General features: G+C 37.2%; 17 protein-coding genes, 1 other RNA gene, 2 pseudogenes and 1 other annotated feature. Of the genes and pseudogenes, 1 reads left to right on the forward strand and 19 read right to left on the reverse strand.

Annotated features, from left to right (window positions below):
• Positions 1-20: 20 nt before the first annotated feature.
• From ACFXN8_RS12300 to hisS, 8 genes are all read right to left on the reverse strand, one after another.
• Positions 21-290: an HPr family phosphocarrier protein gene (locus ACFXN8_RS12300; RefSeq protein ID WP_386845366.1), complete on the reverse strand. Its 270-nt coding sequence runs from the start codon at positions 288-290 to the stop codon at positions 21-23.
• Between the two features lie 17 nt (positions 291-307).
• Positions 308-1027 (reverse strand): sugar isomerase domain-containing protein, encoded by a 720-nt coding sequence (locus ACFXN8_RS12305; RefSeq protein ID WP_483869457.1) that lies wholly within the window; start codon positions 1025-1027, stop codon positions 308-310.
• Positions 1028-1031: 4 nt separating this feature from the next.
• The gene (locus tag ACFXN8_RS12310) at positions 1032-1754 is read right to left on the reverse strand and encodes a GntR family transcriptional regulator (protein ID WP_376073854.1); all 723 of its coding nucleotides are present in this window, start codon (positions 1752-1754) and stop codon (positions 1032-1034) included.
• Positions 1755-1785: 31 nt separating this feature from the next.
• On the reverse strand, positions 1786-2943 hold the full coding sequence (gene nagA, locus ACFXN8_RS12315; RefSeq protein ID WP_386845370.1) for an N-acetylglucosamine-6-phosphate deacetylase: 1158 nt from the start codon (positions 2941-2943) through the stop codon (positions 1786-1788).
• 340 nt (positions 2944-3283) lie between these two features.
• Positions 3284-3829: a GrpB family protein gene (locus ACFXN8_RS12320; protein WP_386845372.1), complete on the reverse strand. Its 546-nt coding sequence runs from the start codon at positions 3827-3829 to the stop codon at positions 3284-3286.
• A 1233-nt stretch (positions 3830-5062) separates the two neighbouring features.
• Positions 5063-5262, reverse strand: a non-coding RNA gene (ssrS, locus tag ACFXN8_RS12325) — 6S RNA.
• A gap of 138 nt (positions 5263-5400) precedes the next feature.
• A complete protein-coding gene (aspS, locus tag ACFXN8_RS12330; protein ID WP_386845374.1) occupies positions 5401-7170 on the reverse strand; it encodes an aspartate--tRNA ligase in 1770 nt (589 codons plus the stop codon).
• 324 nt (positions 7171-7494) lie between these two features.
• On the reverse strand, positions 7495-8760 hold the full coding sequence (gene hisS / locus ACFXN8_RS12335; RefSeq protein ID WP_376073836.1) for a histidine--tRNA ligase: 1266 nt from the start codon (positions 8758-8760) through the stop codon (positions 7495-7497).
• A 94-nt stretch (positions 8761-8854) separates the two neighbouring features.
• Positions 8855-9096 (reverse strand) — a binding site (T-box leader).
• Positions 9097-9260: 164 nt separating this feature from the next.
• Here hisS and ACFXN8_RS12340 point away from each other — a divergent pair.
• Entirely contained in the window at positions 9261-10835 is a 1575-nt protein-coding gene (locus ACFXN8_RS12340) for an N-acetylmuramoyl-L-alanine amidase family protein (protein WP_386845376.1), read from the forward strand.
• Between the two features lie 122 nt (positions 10836-10957).
• On the opposite strand, the gene ACFXN8_RS12345 is transcribed toward ACFXN8_RS12340, so the two are convergent.
• The 11 genes and pseudogenes from ACFXN8_RS12345 to recJ all read right to left on the reverse strand — a co-directional run.
• On the reverse strand, positions 10958-11176 hold the full coding sequence (locus ACFXN8_RS12345; protein WP_386845378.1) for a DUF2642 domain-containing protein: 219 nt from the start codon (positions 11174-11176) through the stop codon (positions 10958-10960).
• A 70-nt stretch (positions 11177-11246) separates the two neighbouring features.
• A complete protein-coding gene (gene dtd / locus ACFXN8_RS12350) occupies positions 11247-11687 on the reverse strand; it encodes a D-aminoacyl-tRNA deacylase (RefSeq protein WP_386845380.1) in 441 nt (146 codons plus the stop codon).
• Between the two features lie 98 nt (positions 11688-11785).
• The gene (locus tag ACFXN8_RS12355; protein ID WP_376073842.1) at positions 11786-13981 is read right to left on the reverse strand and encodes a RelA/SpoT family protein; all 2196 of its coding nucleotides are present in this window, start codon (positions 13979-13981) and stop codon (positions 11786-11788) included.
• Positions 13982-14195: 214 nt separating this feature from the next.
• On the reverse strand, positions 14196-15104 hold the full coding sequence (locus ACFXN8_RS12360; protein ID WP_386845382.1) for a pseudouridine-5'-phosphate glycosidase: 909 nt from the start codon (positions 15102-15104) through the stop codon (positions 14196-14198).
• Positions 15105-15108: 4 nt separating this feature from the next.
• Positions 15109-16200, reverse strand: a complete 1092-nt coding sequence (locus ACFXN8_RS12365; RefSeq protein WP_376073845.1) for a carbohydrate kinase — start codon at positions 16198-16200, stop codon at positions 15109-15111.
• A 405-nt stretch (positions 16201-16605) separates the two neighbouring features.
• Positions 16606-16995, reverse strand: a pseudogene (locus ACFXN8_RS12370) (LURP-one-related/scramblase family protein); the annotation flags it as partial.
• A gap of 225 nt (positions 16996-17220) precedes the next feature.
• A complete protein-coding gene (locus tag ACFXN8_RS12375) occupies positions 17221-19272 on the reverse strand; it encodes a GAF domain-containing sensor histidine kinase (RefSeq protein WP_386845385.1) in 2052 nt (683 codons plus the stop codon).
• 1511 nt (positions 19273-20783) lie between these two features.
• Positions 20784-21476, reverse strand: coding sequence for a zf-HC2 domain-containing protein (locus ACFXN8_RS12380; RefSeq protein WP_386845387.1), 693 nt, complete (start codon positions 21474-21476; stop codon positions 20784-20786).
• A gap of 2 nt (positions 21477-21478) precedes the next feature.
• Entirely contained in the window at positions 21479-21958 is a 480-nt protein-coding gene (locus ACFXN8_RS12385; RefSeq protein WP_386845389.1) for an RNA polymerase sigma factor, read from the reverse strand.
• 325 nt (positions 21959-22283) lie between these two features.
• Positions 22284-22796, reverse strand: coding sequence for an adenine phosphoribosyltransferase (locus ACFXN8_RS12390; protein WP_386845391.1), 513 nt, complete (start codon positions 22794-22796; stop codon positions 22284-22286).
• A 33-nt stretch (positions 22797-22829) separates the two neighbouring features.
• Positions 22830-24872: pseudogene (recJ, locus tag ACFXN8_RS12395) on the reverse strand (single-stranded-DNA-specific exonuclease RecJ); the annotation flags it as partial.
• Positions 24873-24985 lie beyond the last annotated feature (113 nt).

A 24985-nucleotide genomic window follows, 5' to 3' on the forward strand; every position in this document is an offset into this window, starting at 1 on the left:
TACAGCAATGCCTTTTATTTTTAGCATTCCTCTCCAATTCCTTTAGAAACAAATACTTCTGTTACTGTTTGAAAAAGCTTCTCGGCATCGGGCCCATCTGCTGAAATTTCTACAATACTTCCGGGTGCTACTCCTTGTGCCATAACACCCATAATTGATTTTAAATTGACCGATTTCTCTTTATAGGTTAACTGAACGTCACACTCAAATGGTGTGACTGCAGTTACAAGTATAGCTGCGGGTCTAGCATGTAGTCCCTCCGGCGCTGTTATTTTATACATTTTCTTCATAGATATCCCTCCACTTGTCATTTAAAGTTAATTCGATGTTGATAATAGGCAATCATTGCCTCATTATGAGACGAATCCGAGTCAACATTATTGCTTTTAAATACTGGTAATACTTCGTCAGACATGGCCATGATCTCAATGACTTCACTGAATAATGTATTTAATATAATTGAACCAATAACTGTAGAGGATGGGGCATACTGTATGTCATTGTGATGCAGTAATCCATCTCCTATTGGTATATGCGTATTGATCACTCTATCTACTACATCCTCTAAGCGCTTGCCACTTTGATGACGGGTCCTTTGTTCGCAATAAGCAAGAGATTGCAGAGACAAGACAAGTACTCCTGCTTCTTTCGCTAAAGATGCTACATCTATAGGTGCTTGATTTCTCCCGGATGTCGAAATAACAATGCAAACATCATTTTCATGAAAATCAAAATGATCTTTATATTGTTCAATGATCGTCGGGTCCTTCTCATTTTCAGATGACGTCATCGCTCCTGCGTGTAATGTTAAAGGTTCTATAATGATAGGACGTACAGGTACAAGCCCTCCAGCACGATAAAAACCATCCTGTGCTAAAAGATGAGAATGACCACAACCAAATAATTGGACAATTCCCCCGCGTTGAAGCCTTTGTACAATTAATTGTGCGGCTTCTTTTATTTGGGCATATTCTTGCTCCTTGACGACCTGCATTAGCTTTTGAATTTCTAGAAAATATGCATCCATAGGATCACCTTTTAATTTCACTAATGAATTTGTATCGATCAGCTCGATAAGTACTTCGCACAAGTTCAAACGGAACTCCATCAGATAAATAACTTGTACGTTTAATAATTAACACCGGTGCAGTATGATTGATTTGCAAAAATTTACTATCTTCTTTTAGAACAATGGCAGCCTCCATTTGCTGAATAGCGTTTCCAATTTTCTGATGGAACTTCGCTTCAATTAACGCATATAATGACCCCATTATTTTCTTTTCATCTAATTCAGGATATATTTTTACTGGAATATATGTTCTTTCGATGGCCATTGGCTTGGAATCTGCACTACGAATTCGTACAACGAAGAATACCTCTTCGCCCGGCTCTAACATTAAATCTCTAGCAATATCAACTGGTGGTACGATTTTCTCAAAGCGTAAAACTTTACTGCTTGGTTCCATTCCTCTAGCCCGCATATCCTCTGTGAAACTTGTTAATCCTTTTAGCGGTTGTTCTAATTTTGGATTAGCGACGTACGTACCTCTCCCTTTTTCACGATACAGCAAACCGCTATTGACTAAATTTGTGATGGATTGACGCACAGTCATTCTACTAACATCAAACTGCGTAGAAAGCTCCCGCTCAGAAGGTATATTTTCACCGATTTTGTATTCTTCTAAATAAATACGTTGCTTAATAATCTCTTCTATTTGTATATAGATAGGTATATGAGAATTTTTATCTAACAAGTGTTGCACCATCCTTATCGCCTCTTTACTTTCATTTCTCAAATACAACTTTACCCCGACAAATAGTTTTTTGTACATTTAAATTTTCATCCAGTAATACAAAATCTGCATCATAGCCTTCTTCTATACGACCTTTAGTTGCTAGCTGTAATTGCTTAGCAGCATTCGTAGAGGACATTGCGACAATTTCCTGCAATGAGCAATTGGTGATTGCTTTCATATTTTTTACTGCTTGCTCCATCGTTAGCACACTACCAGCTAAAGCCCCATTAGATAAATGAGCGCCATCCTTAGAAACATGAACAGTTTGACCACCTAAATCATAATCACCGTGATGTAAGCCTTTTGCCCGCATCGCATCGGTAATTAAAATAATGCCCTTCGCTCCTTTTATACGATACGCTAACTTAACAGCTTGAGGATGACTATGCACGAAATCTGCGATAATTTCGGTCTTTACTAGATCATCTAAAAGCACTGCTCCAACGACACCTGGATTGCGATGATGGAAAGGGCGCATTTGGTTATATAAATGTGTAGCCTGCCTTACTCCCAATGCTACTGCCCTAGACACCTCCTCAATTGATGCGTCAGTATGGCCGATGGAAGCAATAACATTTAAATCCTTTAACGATGCAATAAACGGAAAGCCTCCCTCTACCTCAGGTGCGATTGTGACTTGTTGAATACGTTGCTTACTTATCTTCTGCCAGGATGCAAATTGCTCCGTAGACGGTAAAATAATGTATTCTATTGGCTGTGCGCCTGCCCGTTTTTTTGATATATACGGCCCCTCTACATGTATACCTAATAAGCTTGCCTCATCCTCATTATTTTCAAATCGACCAACATTCGCTAAAGCGCTTTCAATTGCTTCTATAGATTGCGTCATTGTAGTAGCAAGGAAGCCTGTCACGCCTTCCTGTACTAAAGAGCGTGCCATTTGATGTAATGCTAATTGCGTAGCATCCATCACATCATGCCCAGCAGAGCCATGTATGTGCATATCAATATAGCCAGGTAACAGGAACCAATTTTTATCTTTGCCATCTATATAGTGCTCAGTCTTATCAGATAAGTTATGACTTATTTTAATAATCTTACCATCATCAATGTGTAGGTCGCCTTTATACGGCGCTTCATCATGATTGACGATCGTAACATTGGAAATTAAAAGTGTATTTTTCAATAGATCACCCCCCTAAGCGTTTTTTGAGAAGCTTGACTGAGGCTAACAGGCAAACTTTTTATTCGGTATAGTTGTCTATACCAATTATATGATGCTTTCACATAAATAAAAAGTGATTTTTTTATATTTTCTAAATTTTTCACTACATTATCATCACGCGAGGTTGATTTCCGTTCCGACTAGGCGTTCCTGGGGGCGTCCGATGAACCGCTTTACTCGCGAGGTTCGCCCCAATCAACTTATATACATGGCATATGTTTTTAAATATCATTCCAGTTTTTCTTTCAATATTGTGACGAGAAGGCTTAATTATCATTTTTCCGCAATCTATATCCAAGTCTTATTCATCTCCTGCTAAAGCAATTCTTTTATCAAAAACCGATTGTACAAATTGCTCTTTATACGATGTATATTCCTCAACCCCTTGTAAATTGCTGTTAAGGAATTTTAATTTTAACTTTTCATACTGCCTTTTGGCCTCTTCATTTGCATTTAAATAATCTCTAAAAAACAATAAATCACACCATTTTTCTCCTTGATAATTTACTAAATGAACAAAATGTGTTTTGATTTCGAATGTATCGTCTGTAAACTTGGCAAATACAATTTCTGCTGGTCTTTCTACACGCAGTCTATAAAAATCAGCTTTTTTCATTGCTTTTAAAAATGAATCTGAAATATGATCAATATCCTCAAAACCCATTAAGATATCAATAATTGGCTTTGCCTGAATTCCGTCAATCGATGTACTACCAATATGTTGAATACGATCAAGTTGGATATTCGTATGTTCTTTAATCTCGGAACAAGCTCGCATAAATTCATTTTTCCATTCACTATCATATGGCACAATTTTCACTTCATTCTTTTTTAAGCCAAGGATCATCGCCTGTCCTCCTCTATGATTTTTTTAGTCCCGCTTGTAGCAGTTGCCTTTTTGAATAACCCATTACTTGCATTAAAAAAAGGAGCTATTTACATAACGGGTTCTGTTTTCGAGTACAAAACTTTAAAAAACACTAAAAAAAGGGTATCAAATCGAAATGATTTAGATGCCCCTTTTTTATTGATATAAAGCGGTTTTTTAACAATTTTCATATGAATTGGTATATCAAATCGCATTAATAAAGCTACATTATAGAAAGTTCTATAACGATGCGAATACATAATCTTTTTTCGCTCGAATTAGTTAGCGTGAGGATTTAAATGGCAAGGAACTATATTAAACTCCCATGAAAGAACTTAATCATCTTTCATTTTCTGTGGTGAAGAGCTGATTTTTGCGCTTCATGGATGGCTAACGGGGCAGTTTAGTTGAATAAGAATTTATAGTAAAATATTACATAATAGAAGTTTGGAGGTATTTTATGGAATCACTCATTTATGCTTTGTTTGGATTTTTAGTTTGTATGTGTTTTGGTTCGATACTTAATATACTGTTTAAGACGACTCAAAAACGAGATTGGCTTATCACATACTTGTAAAATAATGAACAAACCAAATAAATTTTAAATAGAAATATTTAAAAATTGATGAAGAAACATCCGAGTGAAACAGCAATAAAAATTATGGCAAATACTAAACTATTCCACAGGCCTAGCATAATAAAAGGAGAAGTACTTTTATCTCCGTCTTTCTTGAGACCTGTGAATGTTCGCCAGGTTATTATTAGCTGCCAAATACCTATTAATAAAAAAATGAATCCAAATAAATACCTCATATAATCACCTCCTTTATATAAAAATACCACGCTAGGAAAGCGTTATCAATAAAATTGGAATATAATGAAAAAATGTTTTATATTGTAAATTTTGAAGTAAGTTTAGGTTTAGCAATAATAGTAGTACCACTATTAAATTTATCCACTGCAACTTTTTTTTGATGAAGACTAACAGATGTTTATTAAGCTAACGGGTAGCTTTAGTTAAATTTTGATTCACGAAATATCAAACCAAGTTGTACAAAAAAGGTACTGCAATTGTTACCCTAAGATAACAATTGCAGTACCTTTTAATATGCTAATTAATTGACTTTTTAACCTGTGATTTTGCTTTTTGTACTTCAAAACAGAACCCATTACTATTTACATGCTCCTTTTTTTGCTTAATAACTATGTATGACGAATCCCGATTGTGCCGTTATGCCAAGAAACATTCGTTTTGAACCCGCATTTCGCAGGGGGGTGCCCGCTTTGCAGCTTTAAACGTCCCGCTCCGCATGGGGCTTGTTTGCGACTACAAAATGAAGGCTCCCGTTTCTAAAGTGTTCGGTCAAAACTGTTAAGTAGAGCTAGCAATTTGACAAACACATCAGGATTCGTATTACAGTTATAATAACACTATATTTCTGATAATTCAAACTATTTTCTTTAAAAAATTTAAATACTTGCGAAAACGCAAAAAATACCTAGATTCTCAACAGATTTCGCTAGAGAATCCAGGTATTTCGTAGTATTAATTATTTTCTGAACGGTTTGATTGCTAAACTTAACTCGCTTAATTGATCTGGAGACACTTCACTAGGTGCGTTTGTCATTAAGCAACTAGCACTTGCCGTTTTCGGGAATGCAATTGTGTCACGTAAGTTAGTGCGGCCAGCAAGTAACATAACGAAGCGGTCAAGACCAAATGCAAGACCTCCATGTGGTGGTACACCGTATTCAAATGCTTCTAATAAGTAGCCAAATTGAGCTCTTGCTTCTTCTTCTGTGAAACCAAGTAAATTAAACATTTTTTCTTGTAATTCACGCTCATAAATACGTAATGAACCTCCACCAAGCTCATAACCGTTTAATACGATATCGTATGCTTGTGCACGGACAGCAGAAGGATCTGTTTCCATTAACTGAATATCTTCGTCAAATGGACGTGTGAATGGATGGTGTGCTGCTTTATAGCGACCATCTTCTTCAGAGTACTCTAATAATGGCCAATCTGTAATCCATAGGAACGCAAATTGTGATTCGTCTATTAAGCTTAAGTCTTGACCTAATTTCGTACGAAGTGCACCTAATGAAGCTGCTACAACAGACGCTTGATCAGCTACAAATACTAAAATATCGCCCACTTCAGCTTTCATACGTTCGATTAATGCAGCTGCTAATGCTTCGTCAAAGAATTTTGCAATCGGTCCGTTTAAGCCCTCTTCCGTTACTTTTAACCAAGCAAGACCTTTTGCTCCGTAAATACCAACAAATTTCGTTAGCTCGTCCATGTCTTTACGAGAGTATTTATCTGCTGCACCTTTAATGTTAATACTCTTTACTTGTTTGCCTTGTGCCACTATATCAGCAAATACCTTGAAATCACAGCCATCAAAAATGTCATTTAAATCAACAAGCTCTAAACCAAAACGCACATCCGGTTTATCAGAACCGTAACGATCCATTGCTACTTGATATTTCATACGTTGGAACGGTGCAGGGATATCAATGTCTTTTACTTCTTTCATAACCGCTTGGATTAAGCGTTCGTTCATTTCTATAATTTCTTCTTGCGTTAAAAAGCTTGTTTCAATGTCCACTTGTGTAAACTCTGGTTGACGGTCAGCACGTAAGTCTTCATCGCGGAAGCAACGTGCGATTTGGAAGTATTTTTCAAAACCAGATACCATTAATAATTGCTTAAATAACTGTGGTGATTGTGGTAATGCATAAAATTCACCTTCATGAACACGTGATGGTACTAAATAGTCACGAGCCCCTTCTGGAGATGATTTTGTTAAAATTGGTGTCTCTACTTCTAAGAAGCCTTCGTTTTGTAAGAAGTTTCGAATTGTACGAGTAACGTCAGAACGCATTTTGAATGTATCAAACATAACCGGACGACGCAGGTCAAGATAACGATATTTCAAACGTAAATCTTCGGATACATCTGTGCGATCTTCAATTTGGAATGGTGTTGTTTTAGCTGTATTAATGACGATTAATTTTGTTGCTTCTACCTCAATTTTACCGTTCGGTACATTTGGGTTGATTTGGTCTTCTGAGCGAAGGATAACTGTTCCTTCTACTTCAATTACATATTCACTGCGTACTTTATCAGCTAAAGCATGTGCTTCTGCTACATCAGGGCTAAACACTACCTGTGTGATTCCAGTACGGTCACGTAAATCAATGAAAATTAAACCACCTAGGTCACGGCGACGTTGTACCCAACCTTTTAATACGACTTTTTCGCCTTGTAATACTTCTGAAAGTTCGTTACTAGCATGTGTTCTTGTTGCCATTTAATTAATTCCTCCAAAATTTATTTGGCTCATCACCATAACTTAAGGTTGATTTCCGTTCCAGTCGTAACGAAGATCAACTTTTCCACATGACATACGTTTTTACAAAATGTCATCCCTAACTTTTGATGATGGACCGTTTATTTTATTTATGTAGCATACACTTCCTACTAAGTAGCGAATTGATGCCATGGAAAATTAGATATCAGTTTATTGTTTAGATGATTTATCTGTCCAAAATGAAGCTTAAACTATTTTAATCATTTGGACAGACAATCTTGTATTGAAATATAAACGATCTATGTTTTAACAGCTTGTGTTCGTTTATTGTTTTAATAGGTAGTTCACTAATTCTGAGAACGCTACTTTTTGTTGTTCTCCTGATTCCATATGTTTAACAGTAGCGACTTGCTCTTCAAGCTCTGTTTCACCTAAAACAATCGTATATTTTGCACCTAAACGGTCTGCGGATTTCATTTGAGCTTTCATTTTGCGATCTAGATAATCCATCTCCGTAGAAATGCCCTTTGCACGGAAGGTACTTGTTAACTCTACTGCTTTTAACTTCGCTTCATCACCCATAGCAATCATATAGACATCGAGTCCTGATGCTGTGTCTAATTCAACACCCTCAGCTTCAAGCGCAAGCAATAAACGTTCAATACTTAGTGCAAAACCGATACCCGGTACTTCTGGTCCACCAATTTCTTGCACAAGGCCATTGTAGCGCCCACCACCACAAAGTGTAGTAATTGCTCCAAAGCCAGAAGCTGTTGACATAATTTCAAAAGTCGTATGATTGTAATAATCAAGACCTCTTACAAGATTTGGATCGATCTCATACGAAATTCCTAGTGTATCTAAATACGTTTTAACTTGAGCGAAATATGCTGCTGACTCCTCTGTTAAGAAATCAGTTAATGCAGGTGCAGATGTCATTAACGGGTGCTCACGGTCCGCCTTACAGTCCAAAATACGCAGTGGATTTTTTTGCAAACGATTTTGGCAATCTGAACAAAACTCATGAATATGTGGTTCGAAGTGTTGTAGCAGTGCTGTACGGTGTGTATCACGTGTTTCTTTGTCACCAAGAGAATTAATGACTAATTTTAAATCCTTTAAACCAGCTGATTCATAGACATCCATTGCTAGCGCGATTACTTCCGCATCAATAGCTGGGTCCGCTGAACCAATGGCTTCTACTCCAAATTGTACAAATTGACGGTAGCGCCCTGCTTGTTGACGTTCATAACGGAACATTGGTCCTAAATATGAAAGCTTTACTGGTTGATCAGGTGCACCAAACATTTTATGCTCAACAAAAGCACGAACTACACCGGCTGTATTCTCCGGACGTAATGTTAACGAACGGCCACCGCGATCTTCAAATGTATACATTTCCTTTTGAACAACATCTGTTGTTTCACCGACACCACGAGCAAATAAATCTGTTTGCTCAAAAATCGGTGTGCGAATTTCGTTGTAACGATAGACACGACAGATATCACGGATAACCGCTTCTATCTTTTGCCATTTCTCTGATTGACCAGGCAAAATATCTTGCGTCCCTCGTGGCACTTTAAAACTCATATAAATACCTCCTTTATAAATTGCTTATGAGCAAGCTCTTCTGGACTTCTCTCATTTTTTTGTCCATAAAAAAAGCCCTCGCCCCCTGCATAATGCAAGGGACGAGAGCTGTATAAGCTTCCGCGGTTCCACCCTAGTTGACGCATCAAATACATGCGTCCTCCTCCTGATCGGATAACGGCCGATTCCGTTTTTTCCTACTAAGCACTACTTTTCAGAAAAAAGCCTCTCAAGTGTTATTCACGTTATACATTTTTGTAGGAAAGATTTCAGCCTAGGTCTTTCCCTCTCTTCTCCAATAGAGGTATACGCTACTTGCTTGGTCATAAGCGGTTAATCATTTTTTGATTACCCTTTATGTTAGTCACAACAAAAGGCAATGTCAACTGTTTTCGTTTTTTTTACATTACAATCGTTAAAATAACAAATTCCATTACCTTTTTCCCACGAATTCTATTACAAAAGCATGGTAAAATAGAACAAGGAATAGGAGGAATCTGATGAGGACAAAATTTTTACATACTATAATCATCTTCGTACTAGTGCTAACATTTGCATTTCCAAGTAACACTGTTCAAACAGCACTAGCCGACTCCAGTGATTTAAAAGTAACTGGAACGATTCTTCATTTACGTGAGGGACCTGGACTGTCTTATCCAATCATTACGACATTAGATGAGGGTGACCCGTTAACCTCTATTAGTCGCGAGGGCGATTGGATACGAGTAAAAGCAGGCAATTACGAAGGTTGGGTAGCATCCTGGCTAACAGCTTCGACAAACGATAAGCAAACGGCTGACCAAACGTTAATTTCTCAAGTCAACCGTCTAAATATCCGTACTGAGCCTGACATATCTTCAGCAGTTCTTGGACAATTATCTACAGGTGACCAAGCTAAACTTATTGAAAAAAATGGCGAATGGGCGAAAATAGATTGGAACGGACTAGTTGGTTGGGTATCCACTGACTATGTTACTATCAATGATCTACCCGAACAAAAGGCTAAGGCTGATGAACCTAAAGTTGAAGTATCCACAAAAAAAGTCAACAAAGATACAACATTTACAGTTTTAGTGGATGCACTTAATGTGCGCCAACAGCCAGACTTAAATGCTAACAAGGTTGGCACTGTTTCAAATGGACAAGCCTTTAAAGTGCTAGCTCAAGAGCATAACTGGGTACAAATTCAATATAACGATAAAAAAGCAGGTTGGGTTTATAGCTTTTATGGTACTTTTTCAAATATAGAAAAAAAGGCATCAAAATCTTCTTCTGCTTCCTCAGATCTTGAATCTGTCACAATCATTTATAATGGGACAAACTTACGGACAGATGCAACAACAACTGCCGAAGTTGTTGAACGTGTAGATGCTGGTGAAATCTACCCTATTGTAGGCGCTAAAAATGACTTTTATGAAATACAAGTAGATGACAAAACTGCTTTTGTGGCGAACTGGGTCGTTACTACTTCTTCGCCAAGTAAAGCTGTTACTGCTACAAAAAAGGAAAAATCAAAACCACGCAAGAAAGGCACTTTAAATGGATTAACTATTATCGTAGATGCTGGACATGGTGGGAATGATCACGGTACTACCGGACAACGTGGAACAGATGAAAAGGAAATTACATTAAAAACGGCATCTCTTCTTGCTTCAAAGTTGAGTGCTGCTGGAGCAAATGTTGTCATGACAAGAGAATCAGATGAATATGTTGCCCTCCGTAAACGCGTATCAATTGCACACCAATATGAGGCAGATGCTTTTATCAGTATTCATTATGATGCTACAGACGATAGCTCCGTTAATGGTTTCACCTCATATTATATGAACAGTAATCAACAAGATCTTGCAGAGGCAATAAATAATGGACTCTCAAATAAAATCGATTTAAAAAATCGTGGTACCCAACAAGGAAATTATTTAGTTTTACGAGAAAATCGTCAAAAGGCTACCCTTATTGAGCTAGGCTACTTAAGTAATGGTAGTGAGGAACGTGTTATTACATCCGCTAAATTCCGGGAACAAGCTACTCTCGGCATCTACCAAGGCATTTTAAATTACTTTAACGAGAATTAATAATGTGAAACTTGAAACATTGGGGACTTTCTTCATCCCCAATGTTTCTTACTATTCATCAATACGAAAATGAAAAAAGGTCTCTATACTCATATCCCATGAGTATAGAGACCTTTATGCGCTTATTTTTTCCTTGTTGCCAACGTAACCCATACAATTTCCTTCATACGAATGAACAACGGCGTACGACTAATCTCTACAATGATATTGTCAGGTAATACAGAGATTAATTTTCCTTGTTGAATATTTTTCTCTGTTTGCACGACTATTGCCTGACCAATCATCATGTTTAGAGTTTCGTATAAATATGGATTTGATATGCTTCCTCCCTGAGTCACCATTCACACACTTCCTTCCTACAAAACAAACCATACTGTTAAATGTATGAAGGTATTATAGGAAATGTACCATTTATTTAGACTCAAGAAGTATCGTAATTGGGCCATCATTTGTAAGTGCAACGTCCATCATTGCACCAAATATTCCTGTTTCCACATGTAAACCGTGTCCGCGTAAGGCATTATTAAAGGCCTCCCATAACGGTTCCGCAACTTCTGGTCTTGCTGCATTTGTAAAACTTGGACGATTCCCCTTTTTTGCATCCCCATACAATGTAAATTGTGAGACGGATAGAATAGCCCCTCCATGCTCTAAAATGGAATGATTCATTTTCCCATTAACATCTTCCCAAAGGCGGAGATTAGCTACTTTTTTTGCTAAATATTCAACATCCTCTTGCGTGTCCTCATGTGTAATGCCCACCAGAAGAACATAGCCGCTCTCAATAGCTCCCGTTACTTTTCCGTCAACCGTAACAGAGGCAGCTTTACTACGCTGTAAAACTACTTTCATTCTTTAAAACCTCAATTCTTCTTGTAAGCACCAGAAGTATCAACTTCGGTCATAACAAAGTCGCTACTGCCCAACCATTCATTTAGTAAAGAAATTGATTAGTTAATAACACGTTGTACTGAATATATATCCGGTGTTTGCTTAATACGTTCCACTACTTTATGCAAATGTGAAATATTTGAAATCGATATCGTTAAATGAATCGTCGCCATTTTATCGCGATCTGCACGACCACTCACTGCTAAAATATTCGTTTTCGTTTCGCTAACAATTTGCATGATTTCATTTAAAATGCCTGGTCGATCGAAAGCTGAAACTTCAATATCGACAGGGTATTCTTTTCTCTCAGGAGTAAGTCCGTGTTCCCACTCTACTTCTATTAAACGCTCCTGCTCATCATCTACTTGAATATTTGGGCAGTCTGCACGGTGTACTGAAACACCTCTACCTTTCGTAATGAAGCCTACAATCTCATCTCCAGGAACTGGCGTACAACAACGAGAAAGTCGAATAAGCATATTGTCGATATCTTTTACGATAACACCCGATTCCGTACGTTTCTGTGGAATAGGGTTTTTCATTTTTTGTTCTATTTTCTCAAGCGCTTCTTCCTGTTCACGCTCTTTGCGACGTTTTTCCGCTAGACGATTAACAACTTGCTGAGCTGTAATTCCATTCACGCCGACAGCTGCATATATATCTTCTTCATTTGTATAGTTAAATTTTTCATATACACGCTTCAAGTTTTCCGCTGACATTGTTTCTTTTACATCAAAATCTTGTGCTCGGATTTCCTTCTCTATCATCTCTTTACCTTTGATGATATTTTCTTCACGAAGATGACGTTTGAAAAACTGCTTTATTTTATTTTTCGCCTGTGAGGATTGAGCTATTTTCAGCCAATCACGGCTCGGACCAAATGATTGCTTTGATGTTAAAATTTCAATAATATCTCCCGTTTTTAACGGTGTATCAAGCGGTACCATTTTACCATTGATTTTCGCGCCAATTGTACGATTTCCAACTTCTGAATGCACACGGTATGCGAAGTCGATAGGTACAGAGCCTGCCGGTAATTCAATGACATCGCCTTCAGGTGTGAATACATAGACCATATCAGAGAATAAATCAAATTTTAAAGATTCCATAAATTCTTCAGCATTAGAAGATTCGTTTTGGAATTCTAAAATTTCTCGGAACCACGTTAATTTTTGGTCGACATTTTGTTTTTCATTATCAACTTTTTTACCTTCCTTATACGCCCAATGCGCTGCAATCCCGTACTCGGCAATTTTATGCATTTCCTTCGTACGAATTTGGACTTCTAATGGGTCACCATAAGGACCAATTACTGTTGTATGCAGTGATTGATATAGGTTTTGTTTTGGCATCGCAATATAATCTTTAAAACGCCCAGGCATCGGCTTCCATAATGTATGCACAATCCCAAGTACGGCATAGCAATCTTTAATACTATCGACAAGTACACGAATGGCTAATAAATCATAAATCTCGTTGAATTGTTTCTTTTGTAACACCATCTTACGGTAAATACTGTAAATATGTTTTGGGCGACCATAAATATCCGCTTCAATTTCAACCTCTGTAAGCTGTGACTTCATCTCAGTCATGACATTGTCTAAATATGCTTCACGCTCATCACGTTTTTTCTTCATAAGACTGACAATGCGATAATATTGCTGTGGATTTAAATAACGAAGTGCTGTATCCTCAAGCTCCCATTTAACAGTCGAAATCCCAAGACGATGCGCGAGTGGTGCAAAAATTTCAAGCGTTTCTTTAGAAATACGGCGTTGTTTTTCTGCAGGTAAATGCTTTAACGTGCGCATATTATGTAGACGGTCTGCCAGTTTAATCAAAATGACACGAATGTCCTGCGCCATAGCTACAAACATTTTTCGATGATTTTCTGCTTGTTGCGCTTCTTTAGATAAATATTTAATTTTCCCCAGCTTTGTTACACCATCTACAAGCATCGCAACCTCTTCGCCGAATTCACGAACCAAATCGTCGCGCGTAAAATCCGTATCCTCGACAACATCATGTAAAAAACCAGCTGCAACTGTTTCAGGATCCATTTGTAATTCAGCTAAAATTCCAGCTACTTGCACAGGGTGAATAATATACGGTTCACCTGAGCTTCGGAATTGCTCAATATGGGCATCCCTTGCTAATTCATATGCTTTTTTCACGAATGCGACATTTTCATCATTCATGTAGGATTTGACTAACTCAAAAACGTCCTCGGGAGTCAAAATTTGCTCTTTCGCCATAACATGTCCACCTTGCTCGTCAAATTTTTCAGATTAGATATAAACTTAATTGTATAAAATTTTATGGGCTATTGTAAAGTAACTGTGTCATTTTGTTTAGTTATTCTCGTGAACAATGTGAAAAATGGAAAAATATTCTCCTAAATGAATAAAAAGACCCTTTGCGAATTCAATATTTCGCAAAGAGTCTCTCTTATCGTATCATAGTTGTTACTTATTTATTATACGCTACAGCAATTTTTGACCCAACTACTGCATTATTTTTTACTAATGCAATATTGGCATCCAGGCTTTTACCTTCTGTTAATTCTTTCACTTTTCCAAGTAAGAATGGTGTCACGTTTTTACCTTGAATACCGTTTTCTTCTGCTTCTACTAAAGCTTTTTCAATGATTCCTGTAATGAAAGAATGCTCAAGTGCTTCAGACTCTGGAATTGGGTTAGCAATGACAGCTCCACCTTTTAAGCCTAATTGCCATTTTGCACGTAGCATTTCTGCCACTTCCTCTGGCGTATCAATCTTGAAGTTGACATCAAAACCGCTTTGACTTGTGTAGAATGCTGGTAGCTCATCTGTACCATATCCAACAACTGGTACACCTTTTGTTTCAAGATATTCTAAAGTTAAACCAATATCTAAAATTGACTTAGCACCCGCACAAATTACAGCAACATTTGTTTGTGCTAATTCTTCTAAATCTGCTGAAATATCCATTGTTATTTCAGCACCACGGTGTACGCCACCAATACCGCCAGTTACAAAAATTTCAATACCAGCTAGCTCCGCACAAATCATTGTTGCTGCTACAGTTGTCGCTCCTAATTTTTTTGTTGCTAAAAGATAGCCTAAGTCACGACGAGATGCTTTTGCTACGCCTTGAGCATTACCGAACATTTCAAGTTCTTCATCTGATAAACCAATTTTAATTTTACCATCGATTAATGCAATAGTTGCTGGTACTGCACCATTATCACGAACAATTTGTTCCACTTCACGTGCTGTTTGAACATTTTGTGGATATGGCATTCCGTGTGAAATAATTGTTGATTCTAATGCTACGATTGGTAAGCCTTTTGCTTGTCCTGCTTTTACTTCTTCTGATAATACGATGAATTCTTTCATGTTGTTATTCCTCCATTTCACTGTTTAACAAATCAACTGATAGCTCAGGTCTTACGGTATATGGAGATGCAAGTGTATTTTTGGCATTTGTTAAACCTGCATCAATACATGTTGCAAATGATTGCCCAGTAAGCCAGCTATGGATTACAGCACTGACAAAGGCATCTCCTGCACCTGTTACATCTTCAATTTTATCTATCGCTTTAGCCGCGTAATGACTTGGCTTCGTTGTAACGGAAGCTGCATACACACCCTTGCTACCAGCTGTAATAATTACCTGGTCAGCACCTAATGTAAGAAGTTGCTGTAAAGCCTTTTCATAATGCACAGAGTTTTCGATTTTATGACCAACAATCGTCTCTGCTTCATCTGTGTTACAAATAAACCATGTTACTCCTTGCAACGTATCAGGTAATCGATTCATTTTTGGCGAAGATACCGGTACGATGACAAACGGAATGTCACGGGCAATTGCAACCTGCTGTATGTAAGCCACTGTTTCCTTTGGACAGTTTAAGTCCATAATAAAGCAGCCCGCATTCATCAGCATTGCCTCATGTTTTTTTAGCAAACTTGGCAATAAAAGATCATATACTTCCATATTTGCTACCGCTAATGCTAGCTCGCCCTGCTCATCCATAACCGCAGTATAGGAACCCGTCGAAGCGTCAGGTAGCTGCTCCACATAACGTAGATTCATAAATGGCTCTGACGCTTCTTGGATCACTTGCCAATCAGCATCTTTGCCGGCAGTAGTCAGCAATGTTACTTGATGATTTAATCTACCTAAGTTTTCAGCAATGTTTCGTCCAACACCACCTACACTAAATGAAGAGCTAGCAGGATTGGACGTACCGAATTGGACATTCCCTTTTACATGAAATTTTCGGTCAAGATTGGCTCCACCGATACAAATAATTTCATTTTCCTCAGGCAAAATATATGCACGACCTACAATTTTCCCCTGCTTCGTTAAGCTCGACACTAAATTAGCAAGGACTGGTCGAGATAGCTTCATCTTATCTGCCATCTCTTGCTGAGACATAAACGGATTCTGGCGAATTAATGCAAGGACCGCCTGTTCTCTTTCATTCATAGCATCACCTTTTATTATATTTGTTTACATTATAAACTTTTGTTTGATTGATGTCAAAAATTTTTTAACAAAAAAGTTGAAGCCGTATTGGCTTCAACTTCATGTTGTTATATCTATTGCTTCAATGAAATTAAGGTGTCGTATTAAATAAGTATGGCATTTCGGCAAAGAAGGGGCTGATTTCCGTTCCGACTGAGCGCTTTCCTGGGGGCGTCCGATGAGCCACTTGGGGCAACAGGATGTTGGTCCGAAGGCGTTATCATAGGACGTGATGGTTTTAGCCTTCGTTCCCCTGTCTGCTCGCTCCAGGGTCTCGGGCCAACAGATGTTTTTTGCGCGAAAGCGTAGTGTTAACGCAGCGACAGCAGCACGATGTTGGTCACGAAGGCGTCATCACAGGATGTGCTTATAGCTATCTCCCCAAGTGAACCACTCCTTGTTCACTTTACCGATGACTACACCATGCTGTAAGATCTGAAAATCCATATCCCACCAGTTACCATGTATCTCAATGTCTGCTGCATCAATCGTATAGCGTGCTTTAAAGAAAGAAAACTCCTTCTTAATCGTTAACACCTCTCGACCATTTACCTCAACAAAAAACTTCGGTAAAAAGCTGAACACCTTTTTCGTAATAAGCGCGACTTCATCTCTTGTTGTATTCATAATGGAGAAAGTCTTTGGAATTTGCATAAAACTACCCTCTACGTAATAAACATCCTTCTCCTGCTGATCCTTTACCGTAAATTTGCCACTTAGACTGAATACCTTTTGCTTTATATAAAGTTGCTTCATTCTACACCTCCTTCGAAATAGCATATCAATATAGCGCAGATTTCATCATAGCTATTAATAATTATAGAAATAATTTTTTAGATTTGGACTTATAAATTTATTCAGCGCATTATATGTAAATACCTTCATAACAGAAAAGATATGCAAGTAAAGAAGTTTGCATATCTTGCTAATCTATTCAACACTACGGTTCTTCGTAACAACACTAAAGAGAGTTTCACTTTTTCATATATAAGTAAATTTTATAAAAAAAGTAGTTCCTTCAGATCCTGTTTGAAATTCAATTTTTGCGTTATGACGGGCAGCAATTGCATAGCATATGCCTAGTCCTAAGCCAGTGCCATTATCTTTGGTCGTGTAAAATGGAGTACCCAATTTCTCTACTATTGCAGGACTGATACCTTCTCCTTGATCCCGTACTGCAAGAATTACACAATTTTCATCTCCTTTGCATGTACTGATGGATAGAACCTTACCTGTGCTCATTGATTCTAAGCCATTACGGTATAGATTTATTATCAATTGTCGTATTTCGTTACGATTTAAAAGTAAATCTGGAATGTCTTTCAGATTAAATTGAATAATTTTATTTTGATTAAATGCATCTATCTTTATTAAAGGAGTAATATCTCGAATAATAGAATTTAAATCTAACATCTGTAAATCAGATGTCTTTGTATTACCTATAGAAAGGAATTCAGTAATAATAGAATTGGCACGGTCAAGCTCTTCGATCATTACATTAAAGTAATCATTATGTTTTTCGAACTCGCTCTCTTTTTTTAATAGCTGCAAAAATCCTCGTACTGTTGTCATAGGATTTCTAATCTCATGGCTAATACCTGCTGCCATCTGACCTATTAAGTCTAGGTTTGATAATCTTTTCAATTCCTTCTCATATTTCTTTTTTTCGGTTATGTTTTTTAAAAGGCAGCAGATTCCCTCATCATATGGGTAAGCAACTGCTTCGTACCAATAATCACCATATGCTGAGGTCATTTCAAAATGTACTGCTATTCGCTTTGACATCGCACGATGAAATTCCTTATACATGACCGTATCTACACATTTCGGGAAAATCCCCCATATATTCTGGCCTAATACATCTTTTGCCGTTTTCCTTTGCGGCAAATATTGATGTTTATTCATGTAAAGAAATTCCCACTCTTTGTTCAATGCAAAGAATCCATCCGTTATACTTTCAATAACACTCGTAACCTTTTCATTAGCAGCAGCTAGTTCCCTTGTTCGCTCTTCTACCATATTTTCAAGTTGGTCCATATATAACAAGTTTGAAATTGTAGGGGCTGTGGCATCGACTATCGATTTTGCTAATTGAATTTGAGATTCATGGAAATTACATGTTTCCCCTCCTAAATTGACAACTGTTATAACCCCTAATACTTCCCCCATTGAAACCAGTGGCATCATAAGTAGACTCATACTATCTATATTTGGAGTGAGAATTATACTTTTTGTTTCAATAATCTGTTGAATCATAGCTTCGTAGCTTTGGTTCATTCTTATGCTTTTAAGATTCTCCATCCAATTGGCTTCTGTCCAATCACAGTCTTTATTAAACTTCATGAATGTGATTGTGTTTTTTCCCAACGGATCCAGGATGTGGGCTGTACTTTTTTTGCTACCTAAAACCTTTCCTAAGTAGTAAAAACATTTATCAAGACTTTTCTGCACGGAGGAACACATCGACAAATCACGTGTAACATTGAGTAACAACTGCTTTTCTGCAATAAGGTTTTCCTTTTGCTTTAAATTATTTGCGTTTTGAATTGCAACTGCAGCCATATTCACATATGCTTCAACACTCTGAATTTCTGATTCTGTTAAATTCATCGGCGTTCCATAATCAAATAAAAAAACTAAACCAAATATCTCTTGCTCATATGAGATAGGCAGTGCTAATAAGGATTTAATTTTGAAGGCTTCTACCGATCTCGGGTCCGGCCGATTATCCTTTGAGGTATCAGAGATATAGATGGTTTTTTTAGTTTCAATAACCTCTTTGGCCAGTAAGTCTGTTTCAATATCAATTACCTGTGTATCGAGCGTTATGCCATTCATATCTTCTGGTTTTCCCACAAATCCTCTAAATGTGCCATCTTTTTCTGGTAAATAAATACCAACCGAGTTACATTGCACGATTTCCTCGGATATTGCCTGCGTTACACGCTGTAAAACTTCATGTAGTTCTAACTTTGTATTAATTACTTTGGTTATACTCGCGAGCCTAGAATATCTCGTCTGTTCTCTTAACATGCACAATGTCTCCAATCAAAGCCTACTAAAATTAAAAGTATAATTTCTAGCTAACAGTCTAGTTCTAGATCAGTTTACTATTTTTAATTTTATATCTGTATCCTATTATACATGGAAAACCTCTATTACTTATGATACGGTTTACCGTGATAGCGCTAGCCTGTTTCGACCCGATGATAGGAACGACCATAAGGACTTCTAATAACTTCAATTCACTTTTGTTAGGTCCTTATATTCTTCCATTGCCAGTCACCTTCAATGGCTCTATCCACTTAACAGACCATTCATATGATACCAATGAATAAGAACTGATTGTTGATTCTGTTTGCAGGAGCTACATTTTCCGCACGATTTTTGTTGTCATATGTTCTCTTTCAGTGGTAATATTTAACACTTGCACCAATACGCGTTCACTCTGCAAAAATCTCATCTGTCGATAATGATTTCATATATAAATACACATTTAAAAATGAAAGTAACATTTGATTTATAAATCCACTCTATTCCCATTTTATGCTTATATTCAGTTTGGAGAAAAAGGACTATCCAACAAATTCTTAAATGGAAACAGGTATAGAAAAAGTTCTCTTTTTCTATACCTGTTTTTTGTATACTTTTTAGTAAATCACTATTTTTAGTTGGTGATGGATTGTAGTGGAAGGCGGCGACTCCAGCGGGAATAGCATGAGCTGAAGGCACCACAGGAGCGAAGCGACGAGGGACTGAAGCCATGCCCGCGTAACGCATCCGTCACTAAATGACTTAGGAGAAATCCCCTTCTAAAACCGCACTTACTTATAATACGGTTCACCGATACTAATATTAAATTCGTTATAAAAATAGATTTCCTTATTGGACTAACCTGCCCATATCCTAACTTAATACAATTAAATTCAATTTTAACTTAGTTTTTTCTTCAACTAAACTGCCCCGTTAGCCATCCATGTAGCGCAAAAATCAGCTCTTCACCACAGAAAATGAAAGATGATTAAGTTCTTTCATGGGAGTACAATAAGAAAAAAGAGCTGTCTAAAACAGCTCAATGTTTTTCAAGTAAAGCCCTCCTGTAGTTGAATAAGAAAAGACACCCGTTATTGAGTGCCTTTATTTGTTGTAGTTTTTTCTTTCACTATTATTTACTGTCCAATTTAATAATTTCCGATTTCCCGTTCCACTCTAATTTTGCTTCAATTCTATCTTTTTTAAGTTGTGTAAGCTTCACAGCCAGTGCATTCAACAGTACCTATGTGTACATTGTTTTTTTGTTAAAAGTGTCTTCAACAATACCCACATCCAACGATACACCTTTTATTTTATATACAAATACTTCAGGTGCAGGTTCTTTTCCAATATATTTAAATGTATATTCTCCAAATTCTCTTTCTTTAGTAACTTCAGTTTCGTACTTAACAATCCAATTCAAGGATAAAAAAATAAATACAATGCCTAAAAATCCTATATAATTTCATAGTTGCACTTCTAAATAAAATTATTCACATTCTACATTAACATTATTTACCATCATAATACATATTTTCTATTTCTTCACTTACTTTTGGTAAATCCATTCCCTTTTCCCAAATCAAAATTTTATCTTTTGGAGTTCCATAATAAATCATTTTTATCTCCTTACCACGTTCTTTTTCCTGGTACTTAATGTCAATAAAATAATATCTCTTTTCAAAACCGTTATGTGGTTGTGCTTCTTGCTTAATCATTGGTCGTAAAGGAGTAATATAAAAGTTACCTTCCTTATCCATATCGTATTTTAACCTATCCAAACTATAACCATCATTTGTCTCAGCATAATAGAAAATTTTGCTGTCTGCCAATTGGCTTACATTCTTTATCTCTACCTTATCAGTTGAAACGCTTATGATTTGCCAATTAAACAAACCAAAATACCCCAAAATGATAAGCGAAAACAATAATGCACTAATAATTATCCCTTTCATAAAGGATTTAATTCTTGACTGATTCCAAAAAGAAGAAATATTTTTTATAACATTACTATCATTTCTAATTGTTTCGATTTCTTCTTTCGGTAATTTGAAATCAGCTTTTAATCTATCTAATTCATTTTTACAATTATGACACCCAACAAGGTGTTCTTCTACCATTCTTTTGCTCTCATCACTGCATACATCGTCATAATACAACGGAAGCATATCTTTAATTATTTCACATGACACTTTATTACTCATATCTATTCCTCCCTCAGTAAATCTTGAATTTTACCTTCAGCTCGGTGAAATGTTACTCTTGCCCAACTCTCCGTTTTTTCAAAAAGTTGACTTATTTGTTTAAAGGACAGTTCTCCAAACACTCTTAATGTAAAAACTTCTTTATAAGGCTCTTCTAAGCGATGTAAGACCTTATGTAAATGGAAGGTTTCTTCTTTATTCACTATTATTGATTCAATGCTATTCTCGCTTATTTCTTCTGGTATATCGTCTGTAGCATATCGCTTTTGTTTATCGAGATAGGTAAAGTATGTATTTTTTGCTATTTGACAAAGCCATACATTGATTTTGCAATTGCCTTTGAAATTATCGATGCTTTTTAAAGCCTTAAAAAAAGTTTCTTGTGTTATTTCTTCTGCTATCTTTTCATTGCGACTTAATGATAATACAAACGAGTGAACATCTCGGAAATATTGATTGTATATACTCTCAAACTCAGTCACATTTCTACCTCCTTTCATAATTAAGACTAAGTAAAGTAAGTTTCGTTACAAAAATTAAAAAAAAATCGGCAGACATATAGTTAGTCTGCCTTTAGGTCGTATCGTCCTTATTGAAGTAAACTGCTCCGTTAGTAGACTAGCAACAATCTTTTCGAAAACAGCCTTATAAATAAAAAAACGCCACAAAAATGTGACGCTTTTCATATTATTGTATGACTCTTCTGCAAAACGAGAGGTTGATTTCCGTTCCGGCTGGGCTCTTTCCTGGGGGCGACCAGTCTCCACTACAATCAGCCAATTCATTTAGCAAGTAACCAATCATTTATTAATATTGAATAAGTGTTTTTATGTTTATGTCGCCAAGTTTTGCACGACCGTTTAGCTCTTTTAACTCGATAAGGAATGCACAGCCAACAACTTGACCACCTAATTGTTCAATTAAACGTACAGTCGCTTCAACTGTACCACCTGTCGCAAGTAAATCATCACAGATTAATACTTTTTGACCTGGTTTAATTGCATCTTTGTGCATTGTAAGCGTATCTTTACCGTACTCAAGCCCATAGTCAGCACTTATCACTTCACGTGGTAATTTTCCTGGCTTACGAACAGGCGCAAAACCAATTTCAAGCGCATATGCAACTGGACATCCGATAATGAAGCCTCGAGCCTCAGGACCTACTATAATTTCAGCACCTAATTCTTTTGCGTAACTTACGATTTGATCTGTTGCATATTTGTATGCAGGACCGTTATCCATAATTGTTGTAATATCTTTGAAGCTGATGCCCTCTTTCGGCCAGTTTTCAACCGTTGTTACGTATTGCTTTAAATCCATGTTATTGTTCCTCCTACGAAACTTTTTCGTATATTAATGTAATCGTTCATCAAACCATTGTTTTAATTCTATATAAGGGGCATATACAAGCTTTTGCTCCATTTCAATCTGTTCTGAACGCTGTTTGTAAGACGGTGCCTCTGCAAGTGCCTTTTTTGGTGCATTCACGTTGACAGTCGTCAGTCCACTCTCCATTTTAACAAAATCAAGTTCAAAAAACACCTGTGTCATAAATTTTAATGCATCTAATGGCCAACCTGTATGCTTCGCTAATTCAGCCAAATGCATATTCAGTGGAAAAGCAGGACGATTTTTCAAAAACTTATAATACCAGGAGAATTGCTCACGTGTAGGCAAACCACTGAAATACTGAGAATCAGGCATGTAAAAATGTGCATAAATTCGGGAAGAGGCTGTTTTTCGCAAGACATCTTCTAACATTTGAACATTTTGTGGCAAATCTAGTAGCACGATATAATTGGTTTGTTCTACATTTGAAAGCGTAGGATCCACTGCTAGGATTGGAACACCAATTAGAGATTGGTAATAGGTCACCGTCTCTGGACGGAAGGCGATGAATGTTGCCTCCTCCTTTGGGACCGTATTTAACCAGCGTGATGTTTGACGAATACCACGAATATCAAATAATTGCCACTCAGTCGTTTGGACATCCTCTATCATAAATTGTGCTTTTTTACGTCCCTGCCATTCGTTAATTTGTAAATCCCCAGTAAATGACACTTTTATTCCGTACGTTAACTCGTCGTGTAAATGTCCCTTATTGAAACCAACACTATCCAGTTTTTCGTAGCCATCGGTCAATTCCATTTTTATATGATTTTCTGCTGCTCCAATTTTTCGCATAGAAGATATCTCCACATCTTCAAGCACATAAACAGGCTTCGGAAAATCCGTACCATATGGACCAAGCGTAGAAATCTCTTCAATAGCATCAGCTGAAATTTCATCCATTTTTAGTGGTATATCTATATTGAGTACAGGTGTCAATTGCTCTTCTGATAAACATGCTCTTGCTTGAGTATCTAGTCGTGATCTTAATTCATCTACATGCTCAATGGATAATGTCATCCCCGCTGCCATAGGATGCCCACCGAAATGAGGTAATATATCTCGATTCTTTGCTAGTTCATTAAATAAATGGAATCCTTCAATACTACGAGCTGAACCTTTAGCTGTTCCTTTTTCATAGTCTAGTGACAGTACAATGGTTGGACGATAGTAAAGCTCTACAAGACGAGATGCGACAATCCCTACTACTCCAGCATTCCAGCCTTCTCCAGCAATTATTAAAACGAGTGAATCCCCGATTTTTTTATCTGATTCAATAAGGGCAATGGCCTCATCTGTAATACTCTTTACAATATCTTTGCGCTCACTATTACATGTATTAAGCTGTTTCGCCAATGCTGTTGCCTTAGCATTATCTTCAGCCATTAATAGCTCTACACCTGGTGCTGCTTCTCCAAGTCGTCCAACTGCATTTAAACGCGGTCCAAAGTAAAAACCGATTGTTTCTTCACTAATTTTGGCTTGCTCTGCACTTGCTACTTCACACATCGCTTGTACCCAAGGGCTGAGTGAATGACGCATTTCTTCTATTCCTCGCTTTACTAGGTAGCGGTTTTCATCAACTAATGGTACTAAATCCGCTACTGTTCCAACGGCAACATATTCAATTAAATGTGTTGGCAGTTCCCCATATAGAGCATGAGCTAACTTAAACGCTACACCCACACCTGCTAGCTCACCAAATGGATAATGCCCTTCTGGTATACGAGGATGTAAAATAATATCTGCAGGTGGTAACTCATCACCTGGTTCATGATGATCTGTGACGATAACATCCATCCCCAGTTCCTTCGCGATACGAATCGGTTCAATGCCTGAAATACCATTATCAACTGTAATAATTAGCTGAACACCCTCGTCATGTGCTTCACGAAATAGTGCTTCATGCGGTCCATAGCCGTGAATAAAACGATTCGGTATTTTAAACGACACATCGGCACCGAGATCAAGTAACACATTGAGCATGACCGTCGTGCTAGTGACACCATATAGTGATAGGTAAACCTTTGAAATTATCTCCAGCTTTTCCCCCACTTCACACCGTGCGTGAGACTTTCACCTCACACGGCGTTCCATCGAAAACATTCAAAACTTTTGTA

It is taken from the genome of Lysinibacillus sp. NPDC059133 (genome assembly GCF_042755925.1).
Classification (GTDB): Bacteria; Bacillota; Bacilli; order Bacillales_A; family Planococcaceae; genus Lysinibacillus.